This is a genomic window from Bacillus sp. JJ1521 (genome assembly GCF_036965165.1).
Taxonomy (GTDB): Bacteria; Bacillota; Bacilli; order Bacillales; family Bacillaceae_L; genus Ferdinandcohnia.
Genome location: NZ_JBALOX010000051.1, coordinates 16,663 through 36,928 on the forward strand (window position 1 = coordinate 16,663; position 20,266 = coordinate 36,928).

Here is a 20,266-nt window from a genome sequence, read left to right on the forward strand (position 1 = left end):
GTTTTGGAGACTGAACAATTGTATCAGACGTATAAACCTTTGTTATTTTCGATCGCCTACCGAATGACGGGAAGTGTTTCGGACGCAGAAGACCTTGTACAAGAGGCGTTCCTAACGTATAACCGTGCCGGTAGCGAAAAAGTCATTGAAAACAAGAAAGCCTATTTATGTAAGATTGTGATGAATAGTTCGATAGACAAATTACGATCGGCCGCTAGTAAACGTGAGGTTTATGTTGGAGAGTGGCTGCCAGAACCATTGGTAGATACGGGAAATGACCCACTTCAAACGTATTTGAAGAAGGAATCTATCTCGACCGCTTATCTCTTACTTTTGCAGCAGTTATCTGAAGATGAACGAGCTGTCTTCCTATTACGAGAAGTTTTTAAGTATGGCTATGAAGAAATTGCAGCTATTATTGAAAAATCTTCTACTAATTGCAGGCAGATTTTTCACAGGGCCAAAAAAAGCATGGAGAACCGCCCAAAAGCTTCCAGATTGGATTTCCAATCGATGAGAAACAGCATAGAAGAATTCACGATGGCGCTACAAAAAGGAAATATCCATAAAATGCTTGAGTTATTGAAGACAGATTCTGTATTTATTTCTGACGGAGGTGGCAAAGTAAAAGCTGCGCTAAATCCAATCTATACATCAGAGCGAATTGTATTGTTGTTTACAAACATTATGAAAAAACTGCCTGAAAACGCAAGAATGGAATTCAAAGTTGTAAATGGATATCCGGGCGTTGTCGTATCAATTAATGGCTTTGTCGCTTATGTCATCTCGATGGAGTTCCAAGACGATAAAATTTGGCGCATTTATATGGTGGCCAATCCGGAAAAATTGGTGCACTTGCAAAAAATAAAGTAACGTTGGGTAAAATTGGGAGGGTCGGCAAATGATTGAGAGAAAGGTAGAATCATCAAAAGGAACGGTCTATTACTGGACGAATGAAATCGTTCCTCCACAAGAATTTGCTATTGTTTTTTGTCATGGATTAACAGCCGACCACACCCTTTTCGATAAACAAGTCGAGCATCTATCCGCTGAATTTAAGTTGATCACTTGGGATTTTCCTATGCATGGAAAATCAAGGCCGTACGAGGATTTCACTTTCGCAAATGTAAATGAAGGGATACTAGCTATACTTGAACAGGAAAATATAGAAAAAATAGTCTTAGTGGGGCAATCTGCAGGAGGTTATATTTCCCAATCCTTTATTCAAGAATATGGAGACAAGGTAATAGGGTTTATAGGTATAGGCACAACTCCTTTTGGTAAAAGATATTATAAAAAAACGGAACTGTTTTGGATAAAACATTATTCTACTATTGCCAGACTGTACCCATATAATTATTACTGTAAAGCAGGTGCAAAAGCTATTACAGTAACTGATGAAGCAAGGAAAAGTATGTACAAAACCTTAGTGAGTTTGGGTAAAAAAGACATGTTGAAGGCGGCTAGTGCAGTTTATGGTGAGTTTTTGAAGATAGATGATGAAGTTCAATTTAATTGTCCAGTTTTGATTACTTATGGAGAATATGACAATACTGGTAATATTAAAAAATACTGTAATAGCTGGGCTGATAAGACGGGGTATCCGTTAAAAGTTATTTCTAGGGCATCCCATAACGCAAACTATGATAACTATAAGGAGTTTAATGGACTAGTTGTTTCTTTTGTTCAATCAATAAAGAAGGATTTTTGAAACATTTATGGAATATTTAAGTAACAGGTTTGTGGAAGATAAAATAACAGGGGTGAGTTCTAAATAAATTGGATATACCTTGTTTTTATAATAGTAATGACAGGATTGGGAATTTGGGGATTGTTAGCTAGAGCGAAATGGTTAGAGGCACAATCTAAAATAATAAAAAGGGAAAAAATTCAAATACATGACATCGGAGACGAACGGGTTTGCTTGTGAGATGCAAAACGGTAAGCGGAGAAATTTCGCTTATTTAAGAAATAGTACTGAAAATAGATTAAATAGACGGAAGGATTCCGACTATGGACTCGAAAAATGTAAAAATGAGTCATTTTTCTCTGCTTAATCGGAAAGTTTCCGCTTATATACACTAATTCGAGCTCTATTCTGCAGCCAACCGGAAAAACTCCGCTTATATTAAATTTCACAGGTTACTTAATTATAGTCCACGTTCTAAATTACACACATAATCCGTTAATCAGAGACATTAGGGCGCTTACCTTAAAAAAAGGAAAAGTGCCCTTTTTGTTGAATTATAGAATTAACAGTGCAGGTTGGTTGAAGAAGGAATTTAATGTAATCAAAAAAGTAAAAACATTAGTGAAGGGAGCAAGTTTAGTATGATGATAAAAGGTTTCGGGGGTATATTTTGGAGAACTAAAAATCTAGATGCTATTAAAAAATGGTACAGTGAAGTGCTGAAAATTGAAATAAATAATTGGAATGGGACGATTATTAAACCTCATTCAGAAAATGAAACGATCTTCTCTTTCTTTACTGAAGATGACACTTACTTTCCAACGGAACAGCAAGTGATGTTAAATTTCGAAGTTCATAATCTAAACGAGATGATTGAGCATCTTGAACAACTTGGTGTACCTCTTGAAAGGGAAAAGCAGGTTGGTGAATTTGGTAAGTTTATTTGGATTAAAGATCCTGAAGGTAGACTGGTTGAGCTATGGGAGAAATAATGGGTTGTAATTGTTGAACAAACGGGGCTTGAGATAAAAAAGGAGTTGTAGTTTCAGCTCCTTTTTCTTGTTCAGGTAAACGGGGGCAGGATAACATAACAAGTTTATCAAATTCATAAAATTATTAATAAACTCATTGTCTTTTTGAGAGGGTGTTATCATGGAGAATAAAAAGGGATTATTATTATTTTTTTCAGTAGTGATTTTGAGTATTAGTATTATAATAGCATCTAAGTATATTTCAGATGCTATTAATAATGTAGGGATAGGTTTATCAGGTTCAATTTCAAACACTAGCACGTATTCAAATGAAAATTATGAGCTAGTTGTGAACGACGGTTGGATGTATTTAATTGACACAAACAGCGGTACGATTTGGAAAAAAGCAGACAATGATGATCCAGATTCTAAGTGGGAAGTAGTGAAACATTTTACCGAATAATGCTTTAATATAGTTTTTTTACAAAAGGGTGGGTTGATCTAAGAAGGATTAACCACCTTTTTTGTTGAATTCCTTTATTGAACAAAGAAGGACATTGAAGTTACTGCTAGGAGGATAATATTGCATCTGATGAAAAAGTGGATTTTTTGGTTAGTATTGATTGTGATTATTGGCATTGTTTTTGTATATTCAAGACCATTTCTTCTGAAAAATGAAGGGTCTGAAATAAAAGTTGTTTCTAATATAGCTAAAAGAGAATCCCCTGTAAAGAAAATCAGCACCATTGATATCAATGAAGATCAGATATTTCAAGGAGACTTGCTGTTAGTTAACAATACCATTCCAATACAACAAGTTAGTATTAAAAAAGATATCGTACCATTAATTTCAATAGCGGAATTGAAGAAACAATTCGGGGCAGGTATTGATGATATCTCTTTGTCAATGGAAGTGGCGCTCGAATTTTCCAAGATGATGAAGGCTGCGAAAAAAGATGGGTTGCTTCACTTTTCTGTGAATAGTGGATTTCGTAATTTTCAAGAGCAAGAAAAACTCTATAAAGAAATGGGATCTAGTTACGCCTTACCACCGGGGTATAGTGAACATAATCTAGGGGTATCAATCGATGTTGGTTCAACCTTAATGAAAATGGAAAATGCACCAGAAGGGAAATGGATGGAAGAACATTCTTGGAAATATGGATTTATTCTGAGGTACCCAAAGGACAAAACACAGATTACCGGGATTGAGTATGAACCTTGGCACTTTCGCTATGTAGGTTTACCCCATAGTGCAATTATGAAGGAAAAGAATCTTGTATTAGAGGAATACATAGAATATCTGAAAAAGGAAAAGACCGTGAAGACAACCATTGATGAAACTGAATACCTCGTCTCATACCATCTTGTTTCAGAAACACTAGAAATTGTAGAACCAATCCTCGCTCAATATGAGATTTCTGGAAATAACCTCGATGGAGTCATCGTAACAAGGTCTCGGTAACATAAATAAAATTTTTTAGACGGGGAGTAAATTTAATGGGGAGAATTATAATTGCAATTATTTTAACGGTTTTGGGTGGAATTCTTGGAAGTATGTTTTTAGAACCGCCACAATTTGCAAACATCATTTCGATTGCAATTATGGGGGGATTTATTTTGGCAGAGATTCAGCGTAAAAATGATAAATAGGTTCTGCGCAAAATCTAACAATCTTCGCAAGGCAAGAATTAATTGGTCGTCTTATTTTAGACTTTGGTATTATATTTGGAATACTGTGTAAGTATTGAAATGATCGATATCCAAGTAACGGGGCTCGATAGTTGAAGATAGAATTTCATCAAAATACTATAAAAAAGGTGATAAGAAGAATGAATGCATTTAAAAGAATAAGAGATGCTTACGTTATTTGGCATGCCAATCGTATTAATATTCCCGAATTTGATTCAAGCATTATAGTAAGAAAAAAAGTTATCTTTTCTGGGAGAGTTCAAAAAGTAGGATTCCGTTTGGAATTGTTTGCTCTTGCTCAAAGATTGAAATTAACAGGATGGGTAAAAAACTTAGAAGATGGAAGTGTAGAAGCAGAACTGCAGGGGGAAGAATCAAAGGTAGATTTTCTAATGAAATCCATGAAGTCTTTGAAACGTGCATCTGTAAAGAAATGTGATGTCATAAACATTCCTAATAGTAAGAATAGGGAAGACTTAACAATAGTAAAATAATCAAGTAAGTCTAAGTAAGAAAAACAGAATAAACTATTCTGTAGTCTCAGAATAGATGTTAATAGCTTCTTAGTTAAGAAAAGAAGCGCAATAACACGCTTCTTTTCGATGGATGTTTAATTCCGATGATACAGATTGGGAAGGATTAGTATCCGCCGCCCATGAATCCAGTACCAACGATGATTAGTAGGATGAAAAGCACAACGATTAATGCAAATCCCATACCCATGCCGTGTCCACCTTCGTAGCCCATAGTAACACCTCTTTCTTCAAAGATATCATAGTGTATGAATCAACAATATGATTCTACATGGACAAGAGTGGAATTTAGCAAAAATGAGAATTTCGTCTATGATGCAGGCTAGGGGTCGCAACTTCATCCTTCTCGGGCAATCAAAAATTTTGCAGACAGTTCCTTTGACGAGTAAAGCAAAAGGCACCACTAGTTCATCTCACTAGTGGTGCCTTTTTGTACACAGGACTTTGATTGAACCGTCCCCGTGCTCCACCTTTATTAATGAATGTCTTGAATGACTTTCTCTAGGAATTCACCCATTCGCTTTACGGCAGGCTCTGAAAAATCAAAACTGACTCCAGTTTCTTCATAAATAGCTGCGATGGATTGATTGTAGTCTGCACTTGCTCCTTTTTTAAAGGATTCCACAGCTTGCTCTGGGTCTTTCTGATAATTCTCAAGTAATTGTAGAGCACCGAGCATCGAGATCGAGTATTCAATATTATAGAAAGGAACCTCGAAATAATGAAGGGTGCCTGCCCAACTCATCCCGATTTCTTCCTCCAGTCCAGAAGTATCAACAGGGTTTAAACCATACCGTTTTGAGATTTCAAAGTATTTTTCATCACGTTCTTTGGCGGTGTGGTTAGGATTCGTATACATCCAATGCTGGAAGAGATCCCCTGACAATGGGCCGTATAACATTGTAAATGCCCGTCTTAGCTCTTCACGCTGGGCGCTCTTAAAATCTTCTTCGTCTGGATAAAAACGATCAAGTTTATCCAATAAAAGCAATTCCATCCCATGAGAAAACAGTTCAGCAACTTCCATTCGCATTTGGTAGTCTTCAATTGGACCGTGCTCGGAAAACTCTAGGTACCCATTCACCGCATGGCCCATTTCATGAATTAATGCAATTAGTGAGAAAAAGGATGGACTAAAGTTCGCAAAAACAAAAGTATCCCCTGAAACAGGTAAGCCGGTACAGAAACCACCTGGACTTTTTCCTTTCCGATCTCCAAGATCTAGTAATCCATGCTCCCTCATGTAATCGAAGCGGTCTGCAAAATATGGATCAGTCTTCCCTAGAATCTCAGAAACGCCATCCATAAGAGTAGACACTTCGGAGTATGGTGGGTTTTTCATCAATTTAGCAGTGTTATCCCAAGGGCGATAGGTATCGACACCAAGCTTGGATTTAAAAACATCTGCAAGTCGATTCCAAGCAGGGATAATATGTTTTTCTACATTTTCATGAAAGTCATAACAATCTTGGACACTATACTCACGATTTTTGACTACAAACATATAATCACGATAATTTTCAAAGCCTGCATTTACAGCGATTTGATGGCGTAGTTGAACAAGTTCATCCATGATGGCATCCATATCAGGCTTAATTTGACGAAAGGCTGACCCCATCTTGTGATAAGCTTTTTCTCTTACTGCTCTGTCTAGATGATCGAGTTGGGATTGGATAAACGGAAAAGGCTTTTCCTCTCCCTCCCATTCAACTGTTAACCCTCCCATAATTTCACTATACTTAGTAGCGAGTTCTTGTTCTTTAACCATTAATGGAATGTTTTCTTCTCTGAACAGTTTAACTTTTGACTCGCGAACTCGTCGCATTAAACCATAGCGTTTTTCATCTAATTGATGTAAATAAGGAGACTCACAGAATTTCTCATTCAGTTTTGCTTCATATTTCATTAAAAGTGGTTGGATGACTTGCTGATCGTGAAGATACGTCGACTTGATTTCTGCATCTTCAGTGTTTCGGTAGAAGTCGACTTGGTGACCCGTCATTGCCTCCTCGATTTTAATCATGAAATCCCTTTCATCTTTTAACCACTTTTCTAGGGCAGATACGGATTCGATTGGAACCTCAAGTAAACTTTGAATCTGAGTTTCTACCCCTTCTACATCTTGTAAATCAATTAATTCTTGATAATAATTCTGACGTGAATCTTGTGACATGAATAACTCCCCTTCCTCATTTTAATTATATCTATAATTATATTATCGAAATCTAGTTCTTATATCTAGTTTTTTCAAGACTAGGGTTGAACAAAGTAACGAGCGCGGTAATTCAAGAAGGATTATCGCTTATTTTTGTTGAAGTTACTAAAATATAAAAAAATTAAAGTTTGAGATAGAAAGTAGGTTAATAAATGATTCCGTTAGTATATGACCAAATTAATCGCTGGGGCAAAGACGATGAATTCTTTTTAGCCCTATTAAAAAAAGTAAATGTAAAAAAAATTGCTGATTTGGGTTGCGGAACAGGAAGATTGACATCTCATTTTGCGAAAGCGGGCTATCATATTACAGCTGTTGACCCGAATGAAGAAGCAATAGGATATGCGAAAAACAAAGAGTACCCAATTGAGGTGACTTGGATTGTCGGAGATAGCTCACATTTACAAACCAATATGTTTGATACTGTGATCATGACAGCAAATGTTGCGCAAGTATTTCTTACAGATAAAAGTTGGCAACACGTCATTTCAGATGCTTATCGAGCGTTAAAACCAGGCGGACATTTTATTTTTGATACTCGTAACCCATTAGCAAAAGCATGGGAACAGTGGGAAAAAGATATGACACCTGATTTAGCAAGAAATGAGGAGACTGGCGAGCCCCTTGAGATTTGGACAGAATACGAGGGGTTTGTGGAAGATGTTTTTACGTTTTATGAAACGGTGAAAAATGCACGTTCGGACGAAGTACTCATTCATGAAAAAATGCAGTTAAAATTCCGAACACAAGAAGAAATCTATGAATCATTGCAACAAGTAGGCTTTTCGCAAATCCAAGTTTATGGTGATTGGGAGTTTAAGCCTGCAACTGTCGAAAGCAAATCCTTTATTTTTCACAGCGTAAAATAAAAATAAGGGATGAAAATCTTGAAAATAATTGAAACGAAGAGGCTGTATTTAAGGGAATTGGTCTTAGAAGACACAGAACAGTTATCAAAGGTTCTTTCTGACCCAGAATCTATGCAATATTATCCTGAGCCATTTAGCATAGAGAAGGTGGAAAAGTGGATTCATTGGAATCTTGATAATTATAAAACGTATAACCATGGATTATGGGCTGTAATTATAAAAGATGGAGAAAAGTTAATAGGAGATTGTGGAATCACCATGCAACTAATTGAAAAAGAAACAGTACCAGAGATTGGATTTCACATTATTAAAGACTATTGGAATAAGGGATATGCAACAGAAGCGGCAATTGCTTGTAGGGATTATGCGTTTAGAGTTTTAAATTATCCCAAGATATTCTCGTATACCACGGTCAAAAACATTCCGTCACAAAAGGTAGCAGAGAAAATGGGGATGCAGGAATATAAGTTATTTGAGAAAAATGGAGAAAAACAAATTGCCCAAGTAGCCTTTAATACTATGAAGTGTCCAAATAGTGATTAGTCAGTATTTGAACCAGTGTACTTAAACAAAAGGGTGCGTTGATCTAAGAAGGATTAACCACCTTTTTTGTTGAAGTTATTGTACTATCGAGGCAGGATGCGAAACTTGGTTAAAGGGGGCTTTAAAATTGTTAAAGTTTTTGCAAATTATTTTATCAATAACAGTTATTTCACTTGCAGGATATGGAATGATTACTGGGGATTTTATGTTTCAACCATATATGATGTTGTTTTTGGGGTTAACAATGTTGGTTATAGGATTAAGACTATTTCAAAAGGGAGAAAAGTTTTACGGTTGGCTAAGTACTGTTGTATTTATATTTATTTTAATTGTATCGATTATAGTTTTCTTATCGCAGTAACCAGTACATGCTTGTACAGCAGTAATTCTTTTTTCTTCTTCAAGTAACGAAGCATTTAATGAACAGTTATCTTAAATGAAGGATTTTTGGATTTGAAGTCGAATGTTATATATTAGCATAAATGTTTGGAGGTCCCTTATTTGTTACTTTACTTTTGATATATCATCTCCCTACTAATTAAAAAATAATTTAGGAGATGATATTGATGATATACAAAAATGGTCTTAACGATATTTCGTCTGATATGTTGAAAGGTTTTTTTGTGGATTGGCCCAATCCTCCAAGTCCGCAAACTCACTTAAAATTGCTAAAAAACAGCAGTAAAGTAGTCATTGCGTTAGATGAGACAACGAATCAAGTTGTTGGATTTATTACTGCAATTAGCGATGGGGTTCTATCTGCCTACATTCCGTTCCTTGAAGTTTTGCCGGAGTATAAAAATAAAGGCATTGGCAAAGAACTGGTAAAACGAATGTTAAAAGAACTTGATGATATCTATATGATTGATTTGTGTTGTGATGATGATCTAGTTCCTTATTATGAGAAGTTGGGAATGATAAAATCAAATGGAATGCTCGTAAGAAATTACGAAATGCAGTCGGGTACTTCAAACAAATAAATATCCAAGTTTTTTTCTGCAAAAATACTAAATTCCTATAAATCAATTGTGATTCAGTTTTTTAACTACACTATCTGAATTACTTTAAGCCGCTTCGGTGTGCATTGTTTTGGTTCCATAGAAGAAATAAAGAAAATATAGGCGGGGAAGGTGGCCACTCCTTCTTTGGCGAACGAAGGCATTACTGGAATGAACAGGGTAATGCCTTTTTTTAAATCGGCTAAAGCAGCGGGTAATTTACCAATATCCATAAATGGTTGTATATGAATAGACTTTCATTTTGAAATTTTATCTCCATATTTACTATTTAATAAGATTTCCTCCGCAGACAATCTAGTCCAATTATCGATCGAAGTGGAGGGGTTATTTTCCAAAAAGGAATTCATTATTTGGAATCCAATCTTGTAGTTGGTCCAATGGGGGATTCCTTTGTTTGGATTTCCAAAATAATCGTTTATTATTAATGAGTCGATTGACCATAAATCATCTTCCGAATTTTCCCACACCTCTTTTTCTGTTTGGGCTGAAAGTGGTTCAATCCACGGTATATTAATATCGGGGTAAAGACTTTTGGCAAAAGTGTCCGCTTTACCTTCATGAATTATTGAATCTAATAAAGTGTTCTTCCAGTTTACATTTCCGCCCTCCATATAAATAGTATGATGATATTCATGTGCAACACTATACTCCAACAAATCCAAATTAAATGAAGATGGATCAATCTGTATTATGATTACATCCTTAACTGCTAGCCCAGCAGTGCCACCCATTAGATTGATATCATACATGTCATCCGGATTAGGAGGAAATAAATACACTCTCTTATTCTCGCCTGGAAGGGTATTAGATGATTTAATCAAGGCTTGTTCTATTGTTTTATTTATTTCATCTTGATTATTAATTAGAGAATATACAAATTCCTCCAAAGTTTTAATGTTTTTAGGAGTTGCAAAAGCCCAATGGTCCTTTAGCCAAAACCCCTTTCCTTTACCTAAAGTATCTAATTGAAATGGTTCGACAACTTTTTGATAGTAATGTTCTTCCATCTTCTCGTGTTCTTCAATTTCTGAAACGCTTTCCAAGTAATCTAATATTTGACTATAAAAGGGTATAATTCTAAACTCCTGATTGCCATTCTTCACAATGACAGGGTTCTTTATATTTAGATCCTTAGGTGATTCAACCTCTATTGTTTTATTAGAACAACTGATAAGTAAAACGGTTATAATAATAAAAATGATTAAAGTAATTAGCCTTTTAATTTTAATCATCTCCCAATTTAAAAATCACTTTTAGTATACTTTAAATTTCCTTTTCTTCCAATTGTTTTACAAATAGATTAAAATAATTGTATCGTAAAGGGTACCATTGATACCTTCAAGCATTTGTTTAGTTAAATAAAAACCATTTTTAATCATGTGGTTATTTGTTACAAATAGTGTAAAATTACACTAAATGATAATGAACTACCTTGGAATTAAAATGGGGGAGTCGGCATTGAAAAAAGGTCATTTTTTTATATGGGTTTTAATGATTATTGCTACGGCATTAGGCATATATGGACAATATTTCGCCTATCTTTTGGAAGACATAACGAATACTGGTCATGTTGTATATTACTTAACTTTCTTTACCGTTTTTAGTATCCTTATTTACTTTGTTATCCCATTATTAGCATATTTGATGATCAAGTTTGAAAAAATTGATGACAGATTTACTCCTTTATACATATTTATATTTGGTATGGTAGGGATATTTGTATCCTTACGGTCATTTTTTGTCTGTGTGATGTGGTGGGGCTAATTCTTCTAAAACAGAAAAAAGAGTTAGAAAATTCCTATTTATGTGCTTACACTAAATGGTATTCTTAAAGAAGTGGTAAGAAATGGGTGAGTAAATGGAAAGTTGGAAGAATCCTACTCTATTAATATCTGGAATTGGTATTTCATTTTTAGGGAATTGGATTTATTTGATTGCCCTTAATATTTCGATTCTAAATTTGACAGGATCTGCGGCAGCAGTTGCAGGACTATATATGATTAGACCAATCGCAATTTTGATTACAAATACTTGGTCGGGTAGTGTAATTGATCGAGTAAACAAAAGAAGACTGATGATATTTATTGATATTGTTAGAGGGTTTTTGGTATTCATAATTCCTTTTTTCGGAACACTATGGCTTATTTATTTTATTTTGTTATTGATTAATATGGTTGGAGCCTTCTTCGGACCTAGTTCATCTGTATACATCACAAAATTAATCCCAACAGAAAACCGAAAAAGATTTAATTCCATTATGAGTATGACAAATTCAGGTGCATTTCTGATAGGGCCAGCAATTGCTGGAATTCTAATTATGTATTTCGGTACAGAGCTGTGTATCGTAATTAATGCCATTACTTTTATTATTTGTGCGTTCTTCATTTATCTACTTCCAAACGTAGATAGGAAAGTTAATAGTGTTCGAGATCCAATTCGTTGGCAAACCCTTTTGAATGATTGGAAGGCAGTTAGAGAGTTTGCTATGAATGCTAAATTTTTCATTTTAGTTTACATAATTTTTCAAAGTGCAATGTTAATTGGATTTGCATTAGATTCACAAGAAGTTACATTTATAAAACAAATCCTTCAATTATCGGATCGTGATTACGGATTAATCGTTAGTATAACAGGAATAGGTGCAATAACAGGTGCATTTATATCTGCAGTATTAGCGAAGAAAGTGCCGCTAAAAATCTACATAGGTGTTGGGATGCTCCTAACCACAATTGGTTATGTATGCTTTTACTCATCATATAATTTTATAACTGCAACCGCTGCATTTATATTTTTAGGTTTCTTTATGGCATTTGCCAACGCAGGATACGCAACTTATTTTCAAAACAGTGTTCCAGTTGGGATAATGGGGAGATTTGGTAGTATAGCAGATATGCTTCAAGGAATTATACAAATTGGATTTACTCTCATTTTAGGGATATTTGCTGAGTGGTTCTCATTACAATTTGTGTGTCTTACTTTTTCAATAGCAGGAACTTTATTTGCTCTAGTCCTTCTTATATCGGTATTAATACCATCAAAAGCTCATTATTTTATAGAAGATGGTAAGGGGAGGCCATAGGAAGAATGTCAAAAAGATAATTACAAATACCAAGAAGAATCAAGGAGATTAAATAAATGAGTACACCTGTAATTCGGACTTATAAAGATGCTAGTGATTTAAAACGAATGCAGAAACTTACGCAAGCTATATGGACACTGGAATCCAATTACCATATTGGCGATTTAGCTTGGCAACGCCATCGACATGCTGGGCATGAGGATGAATGGATTACTGCAATTTGGGAAATGGGTGATAAACCAGTGGCTTGGGGATGGGTAAAACTACCTGGCAGTTTAATGTTTCAAGTTGACCCTAATTTTTCTGAATTATCCAAGGATGTTATTGATTGGTTTGATAAAATGACCGAAACCGATGAACAAAGAGTGACCGTCCTAGAAACTGAGTCCCATCTTATTTCAGCCTTAAAAGATTCTTTATTCAACTCATTAGAAGAAACTCCTGAAGTCCTCTCAAAAATTTCATTAGATAGTCCTTTCCCTGTAAATTTGCCCGATGAATTTAAAGCACGACATCTCAAAGGGGAAGGGGATTTAACAAATAGGGTGGGAGTACAGAGGGCTGCATTTTCGGGATCAAGAGTCACAGAAGAAAGCTACCGGAAAGTTATGAATACCTATCCTTACGATTCTTCTCTTGATTGGGTAATAGAATCCCCTAATGGTGAGTTCTCGGCATTTTGTTTAATTTGGTTTGATGAAATGAATAAGGCGGGTTTACTGGAGCCTGTGGGAACCGATCCAAGATTTTGGAGAATGGGATTAGGCAGTTCCGTTTGTAAGCTTGCACTCAATGCTTTGCGTGATAAGGGGGCAAACACTGCCATTGTTGTTTGTACTTCCCCTAAAACCACTGAATTTTACAAGTCTATTGGGTTTGAACCATTTGCCCAAACAAAATCATTTCATCGTCTTAAAAATACTTTATAAATTTCGCTTTTCTTCTTCAACTATCGGGTAGCGATAGTCCAAGAAAGATTATCGCTTATTTTTGTTGGGTAGATAAGCTAGGGTGGCAGATTTAAAGAGTTATCCCCTGCTATGGAATGTAACTATTTTAAGGTAATTTTGTCTGTCCCTTATAAGGGGCTATCAAAATGAAATTTGTAAAACTACTTTTTTCATTAAGTATCTTTTTTATATTTTTAGTTGGGTGTAGTAGTGCTACCGGTAATCCAACTCCAAAAGACTTTTTAAAGAATGATCATGCAGATATTTTTCTACTTGATGGCTATGTATTTTCCAACGTCCAAGATGTTGAATGGGTAACAGAATTGGAATATGAATTAGGAGAGCAAGTTGGTGAAATAACAAAGCAAGCATATAAAGCATTCAATTTTAAAAATGGAACAGCTAATAAACTGCCAGTTGGAACGATGATTTTCAATACAAATACCCCAGCATACATTGCAATTGGTGATGGAGAAGAAATACCATATTTAAAAATGGTTGAAGGTTAACATGTTATTACGATAAGGTTTCATTTTTCTGTCACTTAGCCTATGTTTTTTTATTTGCGGTTTTCGGAGTTCTTTTTTTTATCTTTTTAATTGGAGGAACCCATGACAAAAAGAAATAAAATAATAATAATAACTAGAATACTGTTTTTATCAGCTTGCATGATTACTGGATACACCGTATTAAAAAAACAGTTACCATTCCTTTTGGAAATAAAACATCGTGATTATCTTCAAAAAGAGGAATCATTTTATACTTTATATTATGACGGTAGTGAAGAAGACAAAGTTAATAAGCTTGTCAATGTGCAGAAGCTTTTGCACACCGAAACAAACCGATACCATTTGGGGGGGAACGTTTTCATTGTTGAATTATCGTGGCAGAAGAGTTGAAGATGGATGTTTAACTTGTGTTCAACAATCGGGCCAGATTCTTGAAGAATGGATTGTACCTTTATTATCAATAATTTAAAACTAATCACGATAAACCGTATCATAAGTAAATGAGGTTTTTATCAATCACCCTATCCTTCCAAAAGGAGAGAAACAGATTTGCATTTCCAATCGTAATTTAATTAAATTAAAATGTATCGAAAAAATATATAAGAGGGAGGTCGTTCATTTGAAAGCACTTGTGTTTAATAAATTCGGAGGACCGGAAGTACTAGAATATCTTGAAATTGCTGATCCGGTTATCGGGCCTGATGAAATATTAGTAAGGATGAAAGCAATTGGATTGAATTTTGCAGATATTTATAGAAGAAAAGGGAATTATCATCTTGCTGGCAATCCCCCGTTTATTTTAGGATATGAAGGAGCGGGAGTCGTTGAAAAGACGGGAGCTAATGTCCAAGGAATCAGCGTTGGCGACTCTGTTGCATTTGCCGATGTCCCTTATGCTAACGCGGAACAAGTGGCTGTTCCGGTGGAAAAGGCAATTCCTCTTCCAGATACCATTTCATTTGAAGAGGCGGCTTCAGTTTTGCTGCAAGGCTTGACTGCCCAATACTTAACAAAAGATAGTTATGCGGTTAAGGAGAATGATATAATTCTGGTTCATGCGGCAGCAGGAGGCGTTGGACAACTTCTCATCCAAATTGCAAAGCTTCTCGGTGGAAGGGTCATTGGCTTAACCTCCTCTATGGAGAAGGCGTCCGCAGCTAAGAAAGCTGGAGTGAATCAGGTTTTCTTGTACTCGGATGATTGGAAGAGGAAGGTTTTAGAGGAAACAAACGGAAAAGGTGTGGATGTAGTCTATGACTCAGTAGGCTCCACGCTCGAAGACAGTTTTGCAGCAACTCGCATTGGGGGAACGGTTGTATTTTTTGGAATGGCTGGGGGAGACCCTACTCCAGTTGACCCAAGAATGTTGATGGACACTTCAAAGACTTTGACTGGAGGGGATCTTTGGAATTACCTTACTTCCCGTGAGGAAAGGGCAACCCGTTCAGCCGAATTGTTCCGCTGGATAGAAGAGGGGAAAGTAACCGTATCTGAGCCTATGGTATTTGCACTGCGAGATGGCTGTAAAGCGCATCGTTTTTTAGAAAGCCGAAAAAGCACGGGGAAAATCTTATTAAGACCATAAAATGATAAGCTGAGTTGGCGAACAGGGAGACGTTCTAATGTTTTGAAATGAGAACCGTCCCTTTGTTTACTTTCGTTTAAACATATAGGAAACCTCATTTAAATGCGGTAAGGGGAACCGTATTATTAGTAAATGAGGTTTTTCTTGGTTTAAAAAACATTTATAAGAATAATTGTATGAGCTATCTTTTGGATTCAGCATTCATCCATTGCATCCAAGTCTAGCCTAAATGGATTAATGTTTTTAGCAGATGCAATAAGTTCATTATTATCAATATTCGACTAAAGAAAAGCTCTATTGCATTGAAATGAAAGCAGATCAGGACTATTGAGAGCAAGGGTTGGAATCTCTCTAATCGAGAGACTTTCAAATAAATGTTGTTACTCATTGTGTACTATTATAAAGTCGTAAAGAACTTGACTTAATTTCTGGGCTTCCTCAGTTAATTGATCATAAGTAGTTATATGGTCAATAGCTTTTTCAGAAACCCAATTTATTTACTATAGTTCCTTAATCTGTAGCATGACTACCGCTTCTTTTCCTAGCCCCTTCTGGAAAAAAGAGATTTTATATCCAATACTGGATTTTGATGCTCATAACCAGATATATATCTATTGTCACCCTTCAAGGATTTTGCATTTGGAATAAATTCTCCGATATATTCGGCATCACCATTTTTTAATCGATAATTCATTGAAACCTCTTCTGCGTTATTTAAAATTGAGGGATCTTTAAATACTAACTGAAAACTTAATCCCAATTTATTTTCGTCTGAAAAATGTTTCTCTAGTGTTATTTTAATACCCCGATCGTAACTGAACTTTTATTTTCTTGTATAAACCAACGGGGAGAATTCAGTACGATGTGTTATTCGATTCTAATGAAGGTGTTTTACCTCTTTTAAAAGATGCTGTAATAGAAGTGGGAAGTGTCAATGTTTTCTGTAGTACGGGAGGATTCAAGAAAATTGATGGAAATTGGGGGCTGTCACTCGCCAACTAAAATAAAGAAAAATCAAATGTAATTATTCAATATGTGATGCAGGATCAGTCATCTGTTATCAAAGTTCCTAAAGCCAACGCAAATCCAACATCATTAAATCCAATATTTTCATTTGATCGGATATATGATAATTACAATACATTTGCCCATCGTATGAAAATCATAGATGAAAATGGTAACGAATATCGAGCAGAGGGTTTTAGTATGAGCACAAAAAAGAACGAAACGATTATTTCTACAAACTTCCCAATTTGTCTGGCTATCGTAAGTTTATAACAAACAAGGATTTCCGCTGATTGATTGTTTTTTATCACAAACCTCACCAACATTAGGGGACACTTCATATAATAATCTAACTTGAATTCAAAGTGAATCAAGCATTGCTACCTAAATAGGACAATATTATGAGTATGCCTTTTTCAAAAAAAGAAAATTAGGGGGGACATTTTGAAGACATTATTATTGGAGGACATCTTAACTGAGTTGAACATTCAGCCTAATGAAAAGCAAAAGGGTATTAAAATCAAGACGGTCACGAAAAACAGATTTAAAATTAAGAATCATACTTTATATTTTCATTGGCACGACAGAAAGGTTCCTGTTGAAAAGATAAAGAATTATAAGGATGTATTTATCGTTACAGAAACACCATTTGATAGTATGGAAATATTAAAACCCGAGCAAATCATTATGGTAAAGGATCTCGAAGAAAGTTTCTTTAAATTCACCTCGTATTACAGGCATTTGTTTAACATACCTGTAGTTGCCATTACTGGTACTTGTGGAAAGTCTACTACAAAAGAAATGCTAAAACACATTTTGGATGAAAAATACAACGTCCAGGCAACCATATCCAGTAGAAATGGTGGTGCTCACAACCTTCCTTATTTAATGGGAATTGACGAAGACACAGATGTAGCTGTGTTTGAGACAGCCGTAGCTGAAAGAGGGCATATGACGGAGTCCTGTAAATATTTTTTCCCGACTATTGGGATTATTACAATGGTTGATGTAGATCATACGGATAGTTTTCGATCATTTGATGATTATTTAAGAGAAAAGGCAAAAATAATGAAAGGTATGAACAATAAGGGGACTCTCATTCTTAATTTAGACGACCCAAGTCTTTCCGCTCTCGATACTTCAAAGTTTAAGGGAGCAATTATAACATTCGGCAAACATAAGGATGCTGATTTTAAGATTAAACAGTATCAACGTTATTCATCAGGAATGACTTTTGATATTGAGTATAAGCAAAGGAGATTTAAGGGATATATACCGGGTATTGGTGAACATAATGTATATAATGCAGTTACTTCATTGGTAGCCGCTAGAATCTTAGGAGTGGATCTTCACTATGCTTTAAAAAGATTATCTTCGTTTCATCACATGAGATCCCATTTTGAAATAATTGAAGGACGAAACCAAATTACAGTGGTAGATGATACTTGGAAGTCAAATCCTGCTTCCTTAAGAAAAGGCTTAGAAACATTAAGCAGTATAGCATTGCCAAATCAAAGAAAAATTGCTGTTTTAGGAAGAATGGCACCACTGGGAAAATATGCTGATGAAGAATACGTAAAGGGAGGGCATCTGGTCGGTAATTTAGGAATTGATGTTCTTATTACCAAAGGTTCCATTGCAAAAGATTTTGCAAAGCCTGCTATAGAGGCCGGAATCGATCCGGATAATGTTTACCACTTTTCAGATGCAGATAAAATGAAAAGATTTTTCGATTCGTTTTTAATCCCAGATGACATTATTTATTTCAAAAGTGACCTAGACATTGACGATATCATCGATTATTTAAGAAGTTAAACGGGTTAAACTTTTCTCAAAAAATTTTTTAAATCGAGAAAGGAAAAAAGGCTTTGCCAAGAAGCCTTGGCCGAAAAAATAAACACGAAATGGCAAGTCGTCAGCAGGGTTATCCTGAAACTGAAAAACTTCTTATGATCATAAATATTTATGGAGTTTCTATGGACGATCTGTTAAAGTAATCTTTCGTACCTAGTAATGTTAAAAAATCAGTATATTATCCACAATAGGTTGCTATTAAATTAACTGTCTCTTCTTATCTCTACAACTTTTTTTCTACTCTGTCTAACTAGAAGGATGTGTTTTAACGACTTCAAATATTTCTTTTAATTCGGGGTTAGAGATTTTTACATCTGATTGAAAATGGATAGTAGATCGTCTAGTTTTTGCTAATTCTAAAAATTCCATAAGTTTATTCTTCCTTTTAGATTGTTTTTTTGTAAATTAGAGCTATCATTCATTCTTTAGTGGTAAGAGTAAAGAACTTTTTTGATAACTTTCTGCTTAAATAATACATCTGTTACAAATAGTAAATAACATTCTTTTTAGAACCATTTTTTTATAACGCGAGCTAAGTAGGATTCTTTCGTTTTCTGTAAACGACTTTTTTATCACTTAACAGTAAGATGGCCGGCATGAGAGCTATGTTGATACATGGCTACTTTTCTATAAATTATCGTATTGTTGGGACGTTGTTGAAAATAAAATTCCGGTTTTTTAACAAGAAATTAAAAAGCACTATAACCACAAGAAAACTGCTCAGATTTTGCTGAGCAGTTTTCTAGTTACACCAACTGATGTTCTTTTACATAACGATTGTGAGGATGGTCCTTGCATTCTTGGCTACAGGATCTGTGATGCTCGTGCTCACAGTCTTCGCAGAGAAGAAGATGCTTGTTGCACTCTGGGTTTCCACACTTCACGTAACGTTCCTCCGGATTTCCACAGTGATAACATTTCCCAACAATTGTTTCCTCGCCAGTTCGGTTGACAGGAACCGAAATTCGTTCGTCAAATACGTAGCATTTTCCATCCCACCCGGCACCTTTAACCTCTGGGTCATATCCGTATGTGATTATGCCGCCTTCAAGTTGAGAAACATCCTTGAATCCTTCTTTCACAAGGAATCCTGAGAATTTTTCACAGCGAATGCCGCCTGTACAATAGGTTAAGATCTTCTTATCCTTATGCTCACTTAAGTTTTCCTCCACCCATTTTGGCAGTTCACGGAAGGTTTCGATATCTGGTCGAATCGCTCCCTTAAAATGACCAAGATCGTATTCATACGTATTTCGCGCATCAAGAATGATAACGTCCTCCTGTTGCATTGTTTCAAGGAATTCCTTTGGCGAAAGATGCTTTCCTGTGATTTGATTTGGATTTAAGTCATCATCAAGACTTAAATTAACAATCTCTGGCTTTACTCTTACTTTTAGCTTTTTAAAGGCATGGACATCACTTTTCTCAATTTTGAATACCATGTCTGAAAAACGAGAGTCGCTACGCATGAACTCCATGTATTTTTCGGTTTGCTCCACAGTGCCTGAAACCGTTCCATTGATTCCCTCAGTTGCGACAAGGATTCTACCTTTTAATCCAAGATTAGAACAAAAGTCAAATTGTTCATCTCTATAAGTCTGTGGGTCATCGATTTCAATATATTTGTAATAAAGTAAAACTTGATAATCCAATTTTTTCACCTGTTTCATTTATTGCTTTTTCTTTAAGTATGATACCAAAAATTATGGTTCATGTTAAAGTACTTTTTATTTCCTAATAGCTATTGATTAT

At 35.3% G+C, this 20,266-nt stretch carries 23 protein-coding genes and 1 pseudogene; 19 read left to right on the forward strand and 5 right to left on the reverse strand.

Annotated elements, in window-relative coordinates:
• The first annotated feature begins 3 nt into the window (after nucleotides 1–3).
• The 7 genes from V7147_RS08480 (at nucleotide 4) to V7147_RS08510 (ending at nucleotide 4,847) form a co-directional block, all read left to right on the forward strand.
• The gene (locus V7147_RS08480; RefSeq protein WP_335367417.1) at nucleotides 4–873 is read left to right on the forward strand and encodes an RNA polymerase sigma-70 factor; all 870 of its coding nucleotides are present in this window, start codon (nucleotides 4–6) and stop codon (nucleotides 871–873) included.
• Nucleotides 874–901: 28 nt separating this feature from the next.
• Nucleotides 902–1,711 (forward strand): alpha/beta fold hydrolase, encoded by an 810-nt coding sequence (locus tag V7147_RS08485; protein ID WP_335367418.1) that lies wholly within the window; start codon nucleotides 902–904, stop codon nucleotides 1,709–1,711.
• Between the two features lie 623 nt (nucleotides 1,712–2,334).
• A complete protein-coding gene (locus tag V7147_RS08490) occupies nucleotides 2,335–2,682 on the forward strand; it encodes a VOC family protein (protein WP_335367436.1) in 348 nt (115 codons plus the stop codon).
• A 160-nt stretch (nucleotides 2,683–2,842) separates the two neighbouring features.
• Nucleotides 2,843–3,124 (forward strand): hypothetical protein, encoded by a 282-nt coding sequence (locus V7147_RS08495; protein WP_335367419.1) that lies wholly within the window; start codon nucleotides 2,843–2,845, stop codon nucleotides 3,122–3,124.
• A gap of 129 nt (nucleotides 3,125–3,253) precedes the next feature.
• Nucleotides 3,254–4,126 carry a M15 family metallopeptidase gene (locus V7147_RS08500; RefSeq protein WP_335367437.1) on the forward strand — a complete coding sequence of 291 codons (873 nt, stop codon included), beginning with the start codon at nucleotides 3,254–3,256 and terminating at the stop codon, nucleotides 4,124–4,126.
• A 35-nt stretch (nucleotides 4,127–4,161) separates the two neighbouring features.
• On the forward strand, nucleotides 4,162–4,314 hold the full coding sequence (locus V7147_RS08505; RefSeq protein WP_335367420.1) for a hypothetical protein: 153 nt from the start codon (nucleotides 4,162–4,164) through the stop codon (nucleotides 4,312–4,314).
• Nucleotides 4,315–4,493: 179 nt separating this feature from the next.
• On the forward strand, nucleotides 4,494–4,847 hold the full coding sequence (locus V7147_RS08510; protein WP_335367421.1) for an acylphosphatase: 354 nt from the start codon (nucleotides 4,494–4,496) through the stop codon (nucleotides 4,845–4,847).
• 145 nt (nucleotides 4,848–4,992) lie between these two features.
• On the opposite strand, the gene V7147_RS08515 is transcribed toward V7147_RS08510, so the two are convergent.
• On the reverse strand, nucleotides 4,993–5,100 hold the full coding sequence (locus V7147_RS08515) for a YjcZ family sporulation protein (protein ID WP_335367422.1): 108 nt from the start codon (nucleotides 5,098–5,100) through the stop codon (nucleotides 4,993–4,995).
• Between the two features lie 261 nt (nucleotides 5,101–5,361).
• Nucleotides 5,362–7,059, reverse strand: coding sequence for a M3 family oligoendopeptidase (locus V7147_RS08520; protein WP_335367423.1), 1,698 nt, complete (start codon nucleotides 7,057–7,059; stop codon nucleotides 5,362–5,364).
• Nucleotides 7,060–7,253: 194 nt separating this feature from the next.
• Here V7147_RS08520 and V7147_RS08525 point away from each other — a divergent pair, with 194 nt between their 5' ends.
• The 4 genes from V7147_RS08525 (at nucleotide 7,254) to V7147_RS08540 (ending at nucleotide 9,493) form a co-directional block, all read left to right on the forward strand.
• On the forward strand, nucleotides 7,254–7,970 hold the full coding sequence (locus V7147_RS08525) for a class I SAM-dependent methyltransferase (RefSeq protein WP_335367424.1): 717 nt from the start codon (nucleotides 7,254–7,256) through the stop codon (nucleotides 7,968–7,970).
• 9 nt (nucleotides 7,971–7,979) lie between these two features.
• On the forward strand, nucleotides 7,980–8,513 hold the full coding sequence (locus V7147_RS08530) for a GNAT family N-acetyltransferase (protein WP_335367425.1): 534 nt from the start codon (nucleotides 7,980–7,982) through the stop codon (nucleotides 8,511–8,513).
• Between the two features lie 127 nt (nucleotides 8,514–8,640).
• Nucleotides 8,641–8,874 (forward strand): DUF3953 domain-containing protein, encoded by a 234-nt coding sequence (locus tag V7147_RS08535; protein WP_335367426.1) that lies wholly within the window; start codon nucleotides 8,641–8,643, stop codon nucleotides 8,872–8,874.
• A gap of 205 nt (nucleotides 8,875–9,079) precedes the next feature.
• On the forward strand, nucleotides 9,080–9,493 hold the full coding sequence (locus tag V7147_RS08540; protein WP_335367438.1) for a GNAT family N-acetyltransferase: 414 nt from the start codon (nucleotides 9,080–9,082) through the stop codon (nucleotides 9,491–9,493).
• 275 nt (nucleotides 9,494–9,768) lie between these two features.
• Here V7147_RS08540 and V7147_RS08545 read toward each other — a convergent pair whose 3' ends face one another.
• Complete coding sequence (locus V7147_RS08545; protein WP_335367427.1) at nucleotides 9,769–10,764, reverse strand: DUF2268 domain-containing protein; 996 nt, start codon at nucleotides 10,762–10,764, stop codon at nucleotides 9,769–9,771.
• A 626-nt stretch (nucleotides 10,765–11,390) separates the two neighbouring features.
• Here V7147_RS08545 and V7147_RS08550 point away from each other — a divergent pair.
• The 5 genes from V7147_RS08550 to V7147_RS08570 all read left to right on the forward strand — a co-directional run bounded on the left by V7147_RS08550 (nucleotide 11,391) and on the right by V7147_RS08570 (nucleotide 15,655).
• A complete protein-coding gene (locus V7147_RS08550; protein WP_335367428.1) occupies nucleotides 11,391–12,611 on the forward strand; it encodes an MFS transporter in 1,221 nt (406 codons plus the stop codon).
• A gap of 56 nt (nucleotides 12,612–12,667) precedes the next feature.
• Nucleotides 12,668–13,540: a GNAT family N-acetyltransferase gene (locus tag V7147_RS08555; RefSeq protein ID WP_335367429.1), complete on the forward strand. Its 873-nt coding sequence runs from the start codon at nucleotides 12,668–12,670 to the stop codon at nucleotides 13,538–13,540.
• Between the two features lie 167 nt (nucleotides 13,541–13,707).
• Nucleotides 13,708–14,070: a hypothetical protein gene (locus tag V7147_RS08560; protein WP_335367430.1), complete on the forward strand. Its 363-nt coding sequence runs from the start codon at nucleotides 13,708–13,710 to the stop codon at nucleotides 14,068–14,070.
• 102 nt (nucleotides 14,071–14,172) lie between these two features.
• Nucleotides 14,173–14,460 (forward strand): hypothetical protein, encoded by a 288-nt coding sequence (locus V7147_RS08565; RefSeq protein ID WP_335367431.1) that lies wholly within the window; start codon nucleotides 14,173–14,175, stop codon nucleotides 14,458–14,460.
• A 229-nt stretch (nucleotides 14,461–14,689) separates the two neighbouring features.
• On the forward strand, nucleotides 14,690–15,655 hold the full coding sequence (locus V7147_RS08570) for a quinone oxidoreductase family protein (RefSeq protein WP_335367432.1): 966 nt from the start codon (nucleotides 14,690–14,692) through the stop codon (nucleotides 15,653–15,655).
• Nucleotides 15,656–16,196: 541 nt separating this feature from the next.
• On the opposite strand, the gene V7147_RS08575 is transcribed toward V7147_RS08570, so the two are convergent.
• A complete protein-coding gene (locus V7147_RS08575; RefSeq protein WP_335367433.1) occupies nucleotides 16,197–16,349 on the reverse strand; it encodes a hypothetical protein in 153 nt (50 codons plus the stop codon).
• Between the two features lie 755 nt (nucleotides 16,350–17,104).
• Here V7147_RS08575 and V7147_RS08580 point away from each other — a divergent pair.
• From V7147_RS08580 to V7147_RS08590, 3 genes and pseudogenes are all read left to right on the forward strand, one after another.
• A complete protein-coding gene (locus tag V7147_RS08580; protein WP_335367434.1) occupies nucleotides 17,105–18,475 on the forward strand; it encodes a UDP-N-acetylmuramoyl-tripeptide--D-alanyl-D-alanine ligase in 1,371 nt (456 codons plus the stop codon).
• Between the two features lie 9 nt (nucleotides 18,476–18,484).
• A pseudogene (locus V7147_RS08585) lies at nucleotides 18,485–18,654 on the forward strand (helix-turn-helix domain-containing protein); the annotation flags it as partial.
• A 465-nt stretch (nucleotides 18,655–19,119) separates the two neighbouring features.
• Nucleotides 19,120–19,248 (forward strand): hypothetical protein, encoded by a 129-nt coding sequence (locus tag V7147_RS08590; protein WP_335367439.1) that lies wholly within the window; start codon nucleotides 19,120–19,122, stop codon nucleotides 19,246–19,248.
• 12 nt (nucleotides 19,249–19,260) lie between these two features.
• Here the strand turns inward: V7147_RS08590 and trhO are convergent, their stop codons facing one another.
• Nucleotides 19,261–20,184: an oxygen-dependent tRNA uridine(34) hydroxylase TrhO gene (trhO, locus tag V7147_RS08595; RefSeq protein WP_335367435.1), complete on the reverse strand. Its 924-nt coding sequence runs from the start codon at nucleotides 20,182–20,184 to the stop codon at nucleotides 19,261–19,263.
• Nucleotides 20,185–20,266 lie beyond the last annotated feature (82 nt).

What these genes read in the sequence shown, in the direction of transcription:
- V7147_RS08515 (WP_335367422.1), bottom strand. Translation starts at nt 5,100, where the DNA reads ATGGGCTACGAAGGTGGACACGGCATGGGTATGGGATTTGCATTAATC.
- V7147_RS08550 (WP_335367428.1), top strand. Translation starts at nt 11,391, where the DNA reads ATGGAAAGTTGGAAGAATCCTACTCTATTAATATCTGGAATTGGTATT.
- V7147_RS08560 (WP_335367430.1), top strand. Translation starts at nt 13,708, where the DNA reads ATGAAATTTGTAAAACTACTTTTTTCATTAAGTATCTTTTTTATATTT.
- V7147_RS08500 (WP_335367437.1), top strand. Translation starts at nt 3,254, where the DNA reads ATGAAAAAGTGGATTTTTTGGTTAGTATTGATTGTGATTATTGGCATT.
- V7147_RS08565 (WP_335367431.1), top strand. Translation starts at nt 14,173, where the DNA reads ATGACAAAAAGAAATAAAATAATAATAATAACTAGAATACTGTTTTTA.
- V7147_RS08490 (WP_335367436.1), top strand. Translation starts at nt 2,335, where the DNA reads ATGATAAAAGGTTTCGGGGGTATATTTTGGAGAACTAAAAATCTAGAT.
- V7147_RS08575 (WP_335367433.1), bottom strand. Translation starts at nt 16,349, where the DNA reads ATGAATTATCGATTAAAAAATGGTGATGCCGAATATATCGGAGAATTT.
- V7147_RS08525 (WP_335367424.1), top strand. Translation starts at nt 7,254, where the DNA reads ATGATTCCGTTAGTATATGACCAAATTAATCGCTGGGGCAAAGACGAT.
- V7147_RS08510 (WP_335367421.1), top strand. Translation starts at nt 4,494, where the DNA reads ATGAATGCATTTAAAAGAATAAGAGATGCTTACGTTATTTGGCATGCC.
- V7147_RS08495 (WP_335367419.1), top strand. Translation starts at nt 2,843, where the DNA reads ATGGAGAATAAAAAGGGATTATTATTATTTTTTTCAGTAGTGATTTTG.
- V7147_RS08555 (WP_335367429.1), top strand. Translation starts at nt 12,668, where the DNA reads ATGAGTACACCTGTAATTCGGACTTATAAAGATGCTAGTGATTTAAAA.
- V7147_RS08485 (WP_335367418.1), top strand. Translation starts at nt 902, where the DNA reads ATGATTGAGAGAAAGGTAGAATCATCAAAAGGAACGGTCTATTACTGG.
- trhO (WP_335367435.1), bottom strand. Translation starts at nt 20,184, where the DNA reads ATGAAACAGGTGAAAAAATTGGATTATCAAGTTTTACTTTATTACAAA.
- V7147_RS08590 (WP_335367439.1), top strand. Translation starts at nt 19,120, where the DNA reads ATGTTGATACATGGCTACTTTTCTATAAATTATCGTATTGTTGGGACG.
- V7147_RS08530 (WP_335367425.1), top strand. Translation starts at nt 7,980, where the DNA reads ATGAAAATCTTGAAAATAATTGAAACGAAGAGGCTGTATTTAAGGGAA.
- V7147_RS08540 (WP_335367438.1), top strand. Translation starts at nt 9,080, where the DNA reads ATGATATACAAAAATGGTCTTAACGATATTTCGTCTGATATGTTGAAA.
- V7147_RS08505 (WP_335367420.1), top strand. Translation starts at nt 4,162, where the DNA reads ATGGGGAGAATTATAATTGCAATTATTTTAACGGTTTTGGGTGGAATT.
- V7147_RS08545 (WP_335367427.1), bottom strand. Translation starts at nt 10,764, where the DNA reads ATGATTAAAATTAAAAGGCTAATTACTTTAATCATTTTTATTATTATA.
- V7147_RS08520 (WP_335367423.1), bottom strand. Translation starts at nt 7,059, where the DNA reads ATGTCACAAGATTCACGTCAGAATTATTATCAAGAATTAATTGATTTA.